This is a genomic window from Colwellia sp. Arc7-D (assembly GCF_003061515.1).
GTDB lineage: Bacteria > Pseudomonadota > Gammaproteobacteria > Enterobacterales > Alteromonadaceae > Cognaticolwellia.
On the sequence record NZ_CP028924.1, the window covers coordinates 3,423,738 to 3,437,235 of the forward strand.

Sequence of the window (13,498 nt, forward strand, 5' to 3'; positions counted from 1 at the left end):
TAATGATAAGAAACAAATGTGCAAGAAATGCGTAAGAATTAAGTAAATGTATTATTTTTTTGTTTGGTTGTATATGCAGCTATGTTTATTGTTATAAACGCAAATTGTAGTGGTTATCAGTAATATGTAGCCGTACACTCAAATTTTGATAAGAATAAGCCATACGACGCTGATACGCTGATAATCCTAGCTTACTCTTTGCTAATTTTAATGATGTTGAAAGATCAGTTTTTCAATAAAAATGTTTTCAACTCAGGAATGCATGAGCCACAGTTAGTGCCACATTTTAACTTTTCACCTAAACTTGTTACCGATTTACAATGCCCAGATTTAATTGCTTCTTGTATCGTTTTTTCACCCACCTGAAAACAAGAACAAATCATGTCACCCACGTCATCTTTGCCATCACTATCAATACCTGACATTAACTCAAAGCGAGTTTTTATTGGTAGTGCTTTATGTAATTGCCCTTCAATATATCGGCTATTAAATTTTAGGCTTAAATCAGTGCTTGCAGCAAAAAAACAATGCAGTTGGTTATCGATAAAGCCCGCAATGCGTAATACATTCTTTTGATCGTCTTTTAATACCAGCCAGTCATCAATTTTCGGATATAAATTAGCTAAAAAAGTCTCATCGTTACCCAACTCCTGCTTATCAGACAATAAATATTTATGCCCTTGCTCAAGCTGAATTTTACTCCAGTAACTGGTTGGACAATTTACCGTTTGTGAAGAAATTAAGTAGCCTGACCATACCGCATTAAACGGCTTGATACTAACCGGGCTATGTTTAAATTCAGGCTGTCCGCACAGTTCATCTGTAATCGGGTTCACGAGTGCTGAAACACGCGCAGAAGCTGAAAAGTTATCGTTCCAATGAATAGGCACAAAAATTTCACCCGTGCGCTGTTCATCTGTAATGTTTACTCTTCCAATATATTCAGCGCCTAAGTTAGCGAGTACCGCAAGTTGTTTGTCTGCCAATTGAAAACGCTGTGCGTCATTTGCGTTAACGGCAATGTAAGGCTCGTTTGAATGGGTCATTAATTTAGCGACACGACCTGTTCGGTTCATAGTGTGCCATTGGTCACGTATTCGACCCGAATTCATCACCACTTGATGGCTAGCTGGTAATATTTTAGGTAGCTGAGCAATAATTGGAACAAAATTCGCTTTTTGATTTTTTGTCGCAAAAACACCATCAGTGAATATACGTTTTACCCCGTTTGGGTTCGCCGCATTAATCGGCCACTTAGTCGGTAAAAAGTTTTCATAATCAGGTGCTGAAATATTGGCTAAGGCTGAAATATCAAAAACGCGATAAATATCATTCTTAGCTCGATTTTCATCATACGGATGACTATTTTCAAAGCCAGATAATGCCGCATGCTCTCTAAATATATCGACAGGATGTTGATAATTAAACGCCTCTTTAAAACCCAGTTTGTGTGCAACGTCTGTAATTATTTGCCAATCATTTTTTGCTTCACCAGGCGCTTTTAACATGCTTTTATGCACAGAAATAGTGCGATCAGAGTTTGTTACAGAGCCATGTTTTTCGCCCCATGTACTCGCGGGTAAAATTACATCAGCATAATCTAACGTGTCAGTATTTTCATAACATTCACTCACGACTACCATAGGGCATTTTTTTAATGCTCGCTTAACAAGGTTAGCATTGGGCATGCTGACGACTGGGTTAGTCGCCATGATCCAAATGGCTTTTATCTGCCCTGAATCTACTGCGTCAAATAAATCAACTGCCTTTAGACCTTGTTTGCTAGCTATATTGGGGGATTGCCAAAAACGTTTTACTAAGTCTATTTCATTTGGGTTTTCAAAATGTAAATGTGCAGCGAGTTGAGTTGATAAGCCACCCACTTCGCGCCCTCCCATAGCATTAGGTTGCCCGGTAATTGAGAAAGCAGCTGCGCCTTCTCGCCCTATTTTCCCTGTTGCTAAATGGCAGTTAATAATCGCGTTGCCTTTATCAACACCCGTTGAAGACTGGTTAATTCCTTGCGAAAAAAATGTTACAACCTTGTCGGTTTGAGCAAATATTTGATAACTTTCAAGCAATAGAGAAAGCTCAATATCACAAGCGACTGCTACGGCTGAAATATCTACAAACTGGCTTTTTGCCGTTTGTAAGGTTTGCTCGAAACCTTGACAATGCTCGGCGATATAATCTTTATCTAACTTGCCTTGCTCGGCTAAGTACATTAACAAACCATTGTAATAATAAGCATCGCTGCCAGGTTTTATCGCTAAATATAAATCGGCATCTTTAGCTGTAGCGGTTTTACGTGGATCAATCACGACTATTTTGCGTGTTGGGTTTTCTTCCCTTGCTTTAATCATGCGCTGATAAACTATAGGGTGTGCGTATGCTGGGTTAGCACCAATAATAAAAATAGCTTCAGCAGCGCTTAAATCATCATAACAACCAGCAACAACATCTTCGCCAAAAGCTCGTTTGTGAGCAGTGCTTGCCGTTGCCATACATAAGCGAGAGTTAGTATCAACATTAGCTGAGCCAATAAAGCCTTTCATTAGCTTATTAGCAACATAATAATCTTCAGTAAGCAGTTGGCCTGATAAATAGAAAGCGACAGAGTCAGGACCATATTGCGCTATTGTATCTTGAAAGTGCTTGGCAACCTTAGACGTGGCTTCATCCCAACTAACATTCTCCCCGTTAACGCGAGGACTTAAAATGCGATTTTCTATGCCTTGAGTTTCATGCAAAGAAGAGCCTTTTACACATAATCGCCCTAAGTTTGCTGGATGAAGGGCGTTACCTTTTACCGCAATAACTTTATTATTTTCAACGGTGGCTTCAATACCACAACCCACGCCACAATATGGGCAATTGGTTTTACTGATGGTTTGGTTACTTATTGAAGCCGGAGCCTGTTTATCGGTAAAAATAATGTTGGTCATGAAATTCTCATACTTGAACTAACCTTTGTAACGCTTATTTTTCGTTAGCAAAGTGCTAGTTGGTAAAATGTGATAAAAGCTATTTATTGATTTAAAAATCGAGATTGCTATTTTTAAGCTAAAGCCAAAACTATGCAGATGAGCGTAAAGCCTTAGCATTACTAAGCGATGCAGACTTTCTTCTCATCTTCTGCAATGGTGACAAATTCTTCGCCAATTAAGAGCTCTGGTAACATAGGAGTAACGATCACTTTTTGCTGCATTAACGTAAAGTAAGCCATACCAGAACTGACATCGCCAAATAAAACAACACCACTTACTTGGCCTTTTTTAACAATAATCTTTCGGTAAATAAGGGCTTTTTTATCTAATAAAGTAAAACATTGGCTATCGTCTGATACTTCAACATCGCCCGCTGAAAACAACTGAACACCCGACACCTTCAATTTGGTTGGTACAGGTGCGTTTTTAAATGGCTTTTCTACGTTGTTACATAAACGCTCAGCAAGCGTAATACATTGCGCCCAAATAGGGTCAACTAAACCAAAAGTGGCTTGGTTATGTTCACAACACTCACCTAAAGCACTAATTGCAGTGTCACTGGTTTGCATATAATCGTTGACTAATATGGCACGATTGAAGTCGATATTACTGATCTCGGCTAATTCTTTGTTCGGCGTAATACCCGTAGCAATAACGGCCATTTGCGCGCTAATAAACTCACCATTGGTTAACGTAACACCAGACAGTTCTTCGGCCTGTTCAGCTGAATTAGCTAAAGGTTGAGTTGTTGAACTTTGCCCCTTTATATTTTCAAAAGCAGCCACTTCATGGCCTAAAGCAAACTTAATATTCTTTTGTTCCATAATGCTTTGCAACATAACACCTGCAACTTTATCTAACTGTCGGTTAAGCAGCCATTTATTACGATGGATTAACGTTACTTCCACACCACTCAGCGCTAAGCCATAAGCCGCCTCTAGCCCTAATAAACCACCACCAATCACAACAGCTTGTTTCGAGCTTGTTCCCGCTTGTTTAGCAAAGGCTTGAATTTTTTCAGTGTCAGCAATATTTCGAAAATTGAAGATACCAGCAATTTCTTGATTTTTAGCTGGGATTTTAGCAGTACGTGAGCCTGTAGCGATGATGAGTTCGTCGTAATGTATTTGCGTATCAGAGGCTAAATCTACGTACTTTTTTTCTTTATTTATATATGTAACAACACAACCACTTAAAAAATTAATATTATGCGCTTTGTACCACGCCAGCGGTTTTTGCATAATACTGTCAATCGTGGCGTCACCGGCTAATACTGCAGATAACATAATACGATTGTAGCTACCAAAGTGCTCTTTACCGATAACCGTAATTTGATACTTGTGAGGCGTGCGCTTAATTATTTCGTCTAACAACCGACCAGTCGCCATACCGTTACCAATGATCACCATTGATGGTTTAATTTGAGTCACCGGTTCAGCATGTTTAGTTATTAACTTATCAGCTGTTGGGATTTCGGTAATAGCCATTTTACTGCTCTCGTATATCTAGTTATATTATTAACGAATATAAATCTGTGACTCAACTCGTTACTTAACGTTATCTATACGGATAACTGCAGTTAGTGTGCCATGTGACTTTAGGCAAGATATTTACTTTTATTTCATTGTTATCAAAGAATTTAATTGTTAAGTATAATAAAGTGAATGAAAAAAAACAGATAGTTTAAAGCAGTGTTTGCACCGATATGGTGCTTGCATGCAATATTATATCAACGATGGTACTACTCACTTAACTCCTTAATTGAATGCTTAATTGAATACTTAATTGAATGCTTGGTCGCTGCTACTTTGAGTATATTATCCTTTACCTTGCAACATGCCGACATGCTGGCATGCTGACATTCATCTTATGTATGACTAATTCACGCCTGCTTCCTCTAATTATAAAAAAACTAGTCTTTCATCATTCAAATATCAACCTATATGACGCCAATCAAAATGAGGCGTAAATTCTTACATTAAAGCGAGTTTTGCGTGTTTTTTCGCTGAATATAATTAACTTTTTCTTACGAGGTTGATGCGACTTTTTTATAAGTAAATTTATAGCTTTATGTCACTGTAGATAAGCTAATTAATTAATCTATTTTCAACTGGCCATGGTGTAAAGTTTTTATACACAGTGCATACGTTTTTTATTACCTTCCTGCACTCAATCTGTGCGTGCACGTTATTGTATCGTGCATAAATAACCAAACCACAACTTAAAACCATTATCAAAAACAAAACAATATCAATTGAAACAACATCATAAAGAAGAATGCTTTGGGTGGCATTACATTTGCTACTCAGTGTTTAATAACGTTATTGGCATTAAAGTAAGCCTGCCCGCTTACATAAATAACAAGCCCATTTTTATTATTATCAGAGAAAATACATCTCTCGTTAATAAATAACACAAATTTTAATTTTTAGGAGTTGTTGCATGAGCGGTCAAGAGAGTCTTAATATTTTTTCATTCAAAGGAAAGATGAAAGCCTTACATATGAGCTGGATAGCATTTTTTATTACCTTTGCAGTTTGGTTTAATTTCGCGCCATTAGTGTCAGTTATCGCTGATTCGCTAGGGTTATCGAAAGCGGAAATAAAAACCTTAATGCTATTAAACGTCGCATTAACTATTCCGGCGCGCGTAATTATCGGCATGTTGACCGATAAATACGGCCCTCGTTTAACTTTCGCTGTTTTACTTGCCGTATGTAGTATCCCTTGTTTTATGTTTGCTTTTGCAAGCTCCTTTGAACAAGCGGCATTGTCTCGCTTCTTATTAGGCTTTATTGGTGCAGGTTTTGTTATCGGTATTCGTATGGTGTCTGAGTGGTTCCCAGCTAATGAATTAGGAACGGCGGAAGGTATTTATGGTGGGTGGGGTAATTTTGGCTCAGCTGCAGCGGCGATGACTTTACCAACACTTGCATTAGCGTTTGGTGGTGAAGACGGCTGGAGATATGCGGTTGCCTTTACCGGAGCATTAAGTTTAATTTTCAGTGTTATTTGGTATAAAAACGTAACTGATACTCCGAAAGGATCAACCTACTTTAAGCCTAAACAAACCGGTGCAATGGAAGTTACCTCCACTGGTGATTTCTTTTTGTTATTAATTATGAAAGTTCCAATGTACGCAGCTTTAGCCTTACTTGCTTGGAAATTATCACCGGCAGGCGTAAGTTTATTATCGGAACAAAGTGCTATATTGGCTTATCTGAGTTTAGTGGTTTTATTTGCCATTGAAGTAAGACAAACCATAAAAGTAAACGGTCATTTATTTTCAAAGCCAGTAGAAGAAATTCACCGTTATAAATTCAGACAAGTCGCTGTATTAAACGTTCTTTATTTTGCTACATTCGGTTCAGAGTTAGCCGTGGTATCAATGTTACCGTTATTTTTCGCTGAAACTTTTGAGTTAAGTATGGTTTATGCTGCCATGTTAGCGTCAACTTATGCTTTTATGAATTTAATGTCTCGCCCAGGTGGCGGCTGGTTATCAGATAAATTTGGCCGTAAAAAAACCTTATTAATTTTAACCGCTGGTTTAGCTGTTGGTTATTTTGCTATGTCTGAAATCACTGGTGAATGGCCTTTAGCGTTAGCCGTAGTAACAGCAATGGCTTGTTCATTTTTCGTGCAAGCAGGTGAAGGTGCAGTATTTGCGGCAGTACCATTAATAAAGCGTAGGTTAACGGGTCAAATTGCTGGTATGACAGGTGCTTATGGTAACGTAGGTGCTGTAGTTTACTTAACGGTATTAACCATGGTTGATTATTCAACCTTCTTTATGGTGATAGCCGCGACTGCAGTGGTTGGGTTTACAACTTTACTCTTTATGGAAGAGCCCAAAGGCACTATTACTGAAGTACGAGAAGATGGTACGGTAGAGTTAATTAATGTCAGCCATTAACAAACTATGAGCAATGAAACCCAACAAGACCAACGCACAGCTGCAGATTTGCAATTGTGTATTGGCGGTTTTTCTTCTAAAGGTTTAAAAGCCGAAAACGAAGATGCTTTCGCTGCTATTGTGCCTGATAGTCACGAATTACGTGCTAAAGGTGCTGTTGCGGCGATTGCTGACGGGCTATCGAGCGCAAACAAAGCTGCGGATGCTTCTCAACTTGCTGTAACTCAGTTTATTCAAGAATACCTTGTAACCCCTGAAACATGGTCAACTCAAAAGTCGGCAGCCAAAGTATTAACCAGCTTAAATAACTGGCTATATTCACAAGGTGGCTTTGTTGAAGGCTTAGCCGATGAAAACTCTCCACAATGGTTGACCACTTTTTCAGCCTTAATTGCTAAATCTACCACTGGTTATATTTTTCATGTCGGTGATACTCGCATAACCAAATATCGCAATCAGCAGTTAGAGGTTATTACACGTGATCATAATCGTAAGCAAATTGGGCAACAGGCTTTATTAACAAGAGCATTAGGTGCTGATAATCGTTTAGAGGTTGATGTTCATAAAATTGACTTACAATCTGGCGATTTATACATGCTAAGTTGTGATGGTATTCATGACTATATTACCAAGCCCACTTTTCAATCATTGTTTGATTCTTTGCCGCTTTCACCAAAAAAATCTGATTTGGAAGCCCTTGCATTAAAAATTGTTAACACCGCTCTTGAACAAGGTAGTAATGACAATGTTACCTGTTTATTGGTATATGTGCAGGCAGTACCAAATCGTAAACTCACTGAAATTCAACGTGATTTGAGTGCAAAGGCGATACCTCCAGCATTAAAAGTTGGCCAGAAGCTGGACGGCTACTTAGTTAAAAAAGTTATCCACGCGAGTATCCGTTCACATTTATATTTGGTGGTCGATTTAGCAACAGATAAACCTTATGTTTTAAAAGCACCTTCAGCCAATTTTTCAGAAGATGCCATTTATTTGCAAGGCTTTATGCGTGAAGCTTGGGTTGGCGAACGTATTAAGCACGGTAACGTAATGCGCGTGCTACCCGGAAGAAAAAACAGCCAGTTTTTATATCATGTTTGTGAATACCTGCAAGGCCAAACCTTAGGCGAGTGGTTACATGACAATCCTAAACCGAGCATTGCATTAGTTCGCGATATAATGAAACAAGTTATTAGCGCATTGCGAGCGTTTCAGCGTTTAGATTTAGTACATCGTGATTTAAAACCCGACAACATCATGATCGACCAATATGGTCACATTAAATTGATTGATTACGGCACCGTATTTGTTGCTTCACTGGATGAGAATCAAGAAACAATAAAAGAAGAAGTACCGTTTGGTTCTTTAAACTATATTGCGCCTGAAACGCTATTACATATGAAAGCAGATAATCAAAGCGACTTATTCTCATTAGGCGTTATTTGCTATGAAATGCTGTCAGGCGAGCTACCGTATAAACCCATGCAACGGGCTGAAGTAACAATTAAAGGTTATTACAGCATGCAATATCGCAGCATTAAACAGTTTCGACCTGAACTACCTTTATGGCTAGATTTAAGCTTACAAAAAGCTACAGCGGCGGATCCAAAGTTACGCTACAAAGCCTTTTCAGAATTCTTTGCTGATTTAAGTAACCCAAAAACAAACGCAGTAGAAGAATATAAAAGTCAGCCTTTATTAAAACGTAACCCGATTTTATTTTGGCAATCATTATCAGCTATATTGTTTATTGGGCTAATTGCCGCATTACTCTATTAACCAGTAATGTCTTTATTTATAAATTTATAGTTCATACATTTCACGCACATCCTTGGTGCGTGAATATCTTCACGATAGTGCAACCTCTCTCAATTGACACCTAGTTAAAAACCTACCCCTTTGAATTAATTAATAAAAGTTAACTGGTTCGTTTATTGCAAATACCCATTCATTATTTAGTTCCGCAAATACAGCGGTAATTCAAAGAAATAGGATTGTAAAATATGAACACACAACCACGAAAAATCGTCGTCGTTGGTAATGGCATGGTAGGTCATCACTTTGTTGATGAAATGGCTAAACATGAAGGCTATGAAATTACCGTATTATCAGCTGAAGACCGTTTAGCTTATGACCGTGTTCACCTATCAGAGTATTTTTCTGGTAAAACGGCTGAAGATTTAGCAATGACTTCGCCAGCCTATTACAACGAAATTGGCGTTAATTTTTTCACCAACGCAAAAGTAACCCACATTGACAAAGCAGCGAAAGAGGTAACCACTGAATCGGGTGAAACCTACGCATACGATAAGCTTGTTATGGCTACAGGTTCATATCCATTTGTTCCCCCTATTCCAGGTAAAGAACGTGATCATTGTTTAGTTTATCGCACCATTCAAGATTTAGACGATATTCAAGCATCAGCTAAAGCCGGCAAAGTTGGTGTTGTTGTTGGCGGCGGTTTATTAGGCTTAGAAGCCGCTAACGCGCTTAAAGAGTTAGGTTTACAAACTCATGTAGTTGAATTTGCTCCACAACTTATGGGCGTGCAATTAGATACCGACGGCGGCGCATTGTTACGCTCGATGATCGAAGGTATTGGCGTGCAAGTGCATACTCAAAAAGCAACCAATGAGATTGTTGATGGCGAAGAATGTGTTCATCGAATGAATTTTGCTGATGGTTCGCATTTAGAAACTGACGTTATTTTATTTTCTGCTGGTATTCGTCCATACGACAACCTAGCGCGTGAATTTGATTTATCTGTTGGCGAACGTGGCGGAATTGTTGTCGATAATAACTGTAAAACTTCTGATGAAAGTATTTACGCGATTGGTGAATGTGCACTTTGGAATAACTTTATCTTCGGTTTAGTTGCCCCAGGTTACACCATGGCAAAAGTTGCTGTTGATAACATTATTGGTGGTGAACAACAATTCACCGGTGCTGATATGAGCACAAAATTAAAATTAATGGGCATGGACGTAGGTTCAATTGGCGATGCTCATGCGCGAACCGAAGGTTGTAAAAGTTATGTTTACTCAAACCAACCTGACCAAATTTATAAAAAAATTGTTGTTAGCCCAGACGGTAAAGAATTAATAGGTGCGGTGTTAGTCGGTGATACCAGCGAATACGATTCATTATTACAATACGCCTTAAATGGTATTGAATTACCTGAAAATCCAGACGGTTTAATTTTACCGAGCTCAGGCGAAAAACCAACATTAGGCGTTGATGCTTTACCGGATACCGCCACTATCTGTTCTTGTTTAAACGTGACAAAAGCCGACATTATTGCGGCGATTGATTGTGGAGCAGTAGATGTTGGTCAAGTTAAATCATCAACTCAAGCCGCTACAGGTTGTGGTGGTTGTGCTGCATTATTGAAAAAAGTTACCGATCACGAACTAGAAAAACGTGGAGTTGAAATCAGCACAGATCTTTGTGAACATTTTGCTTATAGCCGTGTTGAGCTATTTCACATTGTGCAAGCCGAACAAATTAAAAACTTTGACGTGCTAGTAGAAAAACACGGTTCAGGTTTGGGTTGTGAAATATGTAAACCGGCCGCGGCATCTATTCTTGCTTCGGTATGGAACGACTACATTTTAAAACCAGACCATGTTTCGCTGCAAGACACCAACGATATCTTCCTAGGTAACATGCAAAAAGATGGCACTTACTCTGTTGTACCTCGCATGCCTGGTGGTGAAGTAACACCAGATAAGTTAATTGTTATTGGTGAGGTGGCGAAAGAATACAACCTTTACACTAAAGTTACTGGCGGCCAACGTATTGATTTATTTGGTGCACGTGTCGACCAATTGCCTGCTATATGGAAACGCTTGATTGATGCTGGCATGGAAACAGGTCACGCCTATGGTAAATCGTTACGTACGGTTAAATCTTGTGTTGGTAGCACTTGGTGCAGATACGGACAGCAAGACAGCATGGCCATGGCGATTCGATTAGAAGATCGTTACAAAGGCTTACGTTCACCACACAAAATTAAGTTTGCCGTTTCGGGTTGTACTCGTGAGTGTGCAGAAGCGCAAAGTAAAGACATCGGCATCATTGCTACAGAAAATGGCTGGAATTTATATGTCAGTGGCAATGGTGGTATGAAACCTCGCCATGGTGATTTATTTGCTACTGATTTAGACGATGAAACACTCATTAAATATATTGACCGCTACTTAATGTTCTATGTTCGTACAGCAGATAGATTAACCCGTACTTCCGTTTGGTTAGACAACCTAGAAGGTGGTTTACCTTATATGGAAAAAATCGTTAAAGATGACCATTTAGGCATTAATGATGAATTAGAAAAACAAATGCAAAATGTTGTAGACACCTATCAATGTGAATGGAAAACCACTATTGAAAGTGAAGAACAATTAAAACGTTTTCGTCAGTTTGTTAACTCAGATGCTATCGATGGCAATATTGAATTCGTTACTGAGCGTGAACAAATTCGTCCCGCTAAGGATGAAGAGAAAAAATACGGTGTTAAAATCCAAGCAGTTGACTTAACGCCTGCATAAAAGTTTACGAATAAGAAAGGAAAATACCATGACAACAGAAAGCACCTGGCAAACCATCTGCCCAACAAGCGATTTAGTGAAAAACTCAGGCGTTTGTGCGTTATTAGCAAACCAAGAACAAGTCGCTTTATTTCAGGTTGGAAATGACAAAGTATTTGCCGTTTCTAACTTTGACCCTTTTGGTAAAGCTAACGTGTTATATCGCGGTTTAATTGGCGAAACTAAAGGTGATATTTACGTGGCTTCACCCTTATTAAAACAGCGTTTCGTTTTACATTCTGGCGCTTGTTTAGATAACGATGACTTCGCTATTCAGACTTACGAAACACGTATATCTGATGGAAAGTTAGAGATTTTTGGTTAAATAGATAACAAATATTCTGTTTTGTAAACCTCAATTTAGGCGACTAAGTTGAGGTTTTTTTATCGTAATGAGTAAATGAAAAAAGCTACCTCACTATTTATCCTTACCAAGCAACAACAACTTTCCCTTTCAAATGCTAAATAAACTAAGTAAACCCAGCATTTATATTGGGGCAGCCATGCATCAAAACATTACAACTCACAAATCAACCTCCTTCATAAAAACCATAAGTAATTGATAAATATAATTTTTATATAATGGCATGAATGCTGCTCTATCACTGCTATGTACCATTTATTTAATTTAATAACCTAAAATTGAAAATGAAAACTAAAGGGATAAACCATGCAACCAGCAGTAAAAATTTCAACGCAAATTGCGCTGATTTTATTAGCCAGCACCTGTGTAAACGCCAACGCAAATAATGAGCTTGAAAACAAAGCTAAAACCAGTATCGATTTAAACTTGCGCTATGAAGCAGTTGATCAAGATAACTCAAGTAAAAATGCTTCGGCTTTAACATTACGCACGCGATTAAATTACACCAGTGCAAATTATAATGGTTTCTCAGGTGTAGTTGAATTTGAAGACTCTCGCCAAATAGCCGGTGTTAACGACTATAACGATACTGTTGGTAATAATACTGAATATTCAGTTATTGCCGACCCAGAAACCACTGAATTAGACCAAGCTTTTGTACAATATAAAAAAGATGGAGTTACCGCTAAAGTTGGTCGCCAAGTCATCACCTTAGATAACCATCGTTATGTTGGGCATGTAGGATGGCGTCAAGATAGACAAACATTTGATGCAGCAACCATAACTTATGCGGCATTAGACAATATAAAAATGAGCTATAGCTACATAAATAAGCGTAATCGTATTTTTTCCGATGAAAAGGATTTTGATTCGAAAGATCATTTACTTAACATCGCCTATAAAACAAGTTATGGCAAACTAACAGCATACAGCTACCTTTTAGAAGTTGATGAAGGTACGGCTAATAGCTTAGATACTTTCGGTATAAGTTTTAACGGTAAAAAAGACAAGTTTTCATATTCAGCCGAGTTTGCTGCTCAAGATTCAGAGCACGGAACAACTGAGTATTCTGCAAGTTATATGGCCATTCAGGGTGGATACAGTTTTGATACTCTAACCCTTAAATTAGGTGCAGAGGTACTGGGCAGTGATGAAGCAACGTACGGATTTTCAACACCACTCGCAACACTGCATAAATTCAATGGTTGGGCAGATCAATTTTTAAACACACCAAAAGAAGGCTTGGTTGATCTTTATGCCTCAATTTCAGGCAAAGTATTCGGTGGTGGTTGGACTGTTACATTTCATGATTACAGTGCTGATGAATCAACCGATACTGTCGACGATTTGGGCAATGAAATTAATGCAGTTTACACGAAAAAATTTGCACAAAATTACAGAGCAGGTATAAAGTATGCGGCTTATTCAGCAGGTGATTCAGCCGCAGGTAACCTTGATACTGATAAATTTTGGCTCTGGGTTGGGGCTAAATTTTAGGTTAATGAACAAAGCATGAGCTAAGATTGAATAACTTCGACCTTAGCATTACTGAAATAAGCTTGCTCGAAGTAAATAATAATTACCCCGACAAACCTAGTACTAAAATGGATATTAGTGCTAGGTTTCAGTATATAACTGATAAATAA

The 13,498-nt window shown here is 38.4% G+C and carries 7 protein-coding genes; 5 read left to right on the forward strand and 2 right to left on the reverse strand.

Going from position 1 to position 13,498, the window contains the following annotated elements; translation table 11 throughout:
* Positions 1-224: 224 nt before the first annotated feature.
* A complete protein-coding gene (locus tag DBO93_RS14785; protein ID WP_108457021.1) occupies positions 225-2,945 on the reverse strand; it encodes a nitrate reductase in 2,721 nt (906 codons plus the stop codon).
* A gap of 161 nt (positions 2,946-3,106) precedes the next feature.
* Positions 3,107-4,474 (reverse strand): FAD-dependent oxidoreductase, encoded by a 1,368-nt coding sequence (locus DBO93_RS14790; RefSeq protein ID WP_108457022.1) that lies wholly within the window; start codon positions 4,472-4,474, stop codon positions 3,107-3,109.
* A gap of 955 nt (positions 4,475-5,429) precedes the next feature.
* Between DBO93_RS14790 and DBO93_RS14795 the strand changes: the two genes are divergently transcribed.
* From DBO93_RS14795 to DBO93_RS14815, 5 genes are all read left to right on the forward strand, one after another.
* Positions 5,430-6,902, forward strand: a complete 1,473-nt coding sequence (locus tag DBO93_RS14795; protein ID WP_108457023.1) for a NarK family nitrate/nitrite MFS transporter — start codon at positions 5,430-5,432, stop codon at positions 6,900-6,902.
* Positions 6,903-6,908: 6 nt separating this feature from the next.
* A complete protein-coding gene (locus tag DBO93_RS14800; protein WP_108457024.1) occupies positions 6,909-8,681 on the forward strand; it encodes a bifunctional protein-serine/threonine kinase/phosphatase in 1,773 nt (590 codons plus the stop codon).
* A 224-nt stretch (positions 8,682-8,905) separates the two neighbouring features.
* Positions 8,906-11,449 carry a nitrite reductase large subunit NirB gene (gene nirB / locus DBO93_RS14805; RefSeq protein WP_108457025.1) on the forward strand — a complete coding sequence of 848 codons (2,544 nt, stop codon included), beginning with the start codon at positions 8,906-8,908 and terminating at the stop codon, positions 11,447-11,449.
* Between the two features lie 28 nt (positions 11,450-11,477).
* Positions 11,478-11,813: a nitrite reductase small subunit NirD gene (nirD, locus tag DBO93_RS14810; RefSeq protein ID WP_108457026.1), complete on the forward strand. Its 336-nt coding sequence runs from the start codon at positions 11,478-11,480 to the stop codon at positions 11,811-11,813.
* Positions 11,814-12,158: 345 nt separating this feature from the next.
* Entirely contained in the window at positions 12,159-13,349 is a 1,191-nt protein-coding gene (locus DBO93_RS14815; RefSeq protein ID WP_108457027.1) for an alginate export family protein, read from the forward strand.
* Positions 13,350-13,498 lie beyond the last annotated feature (149 nt).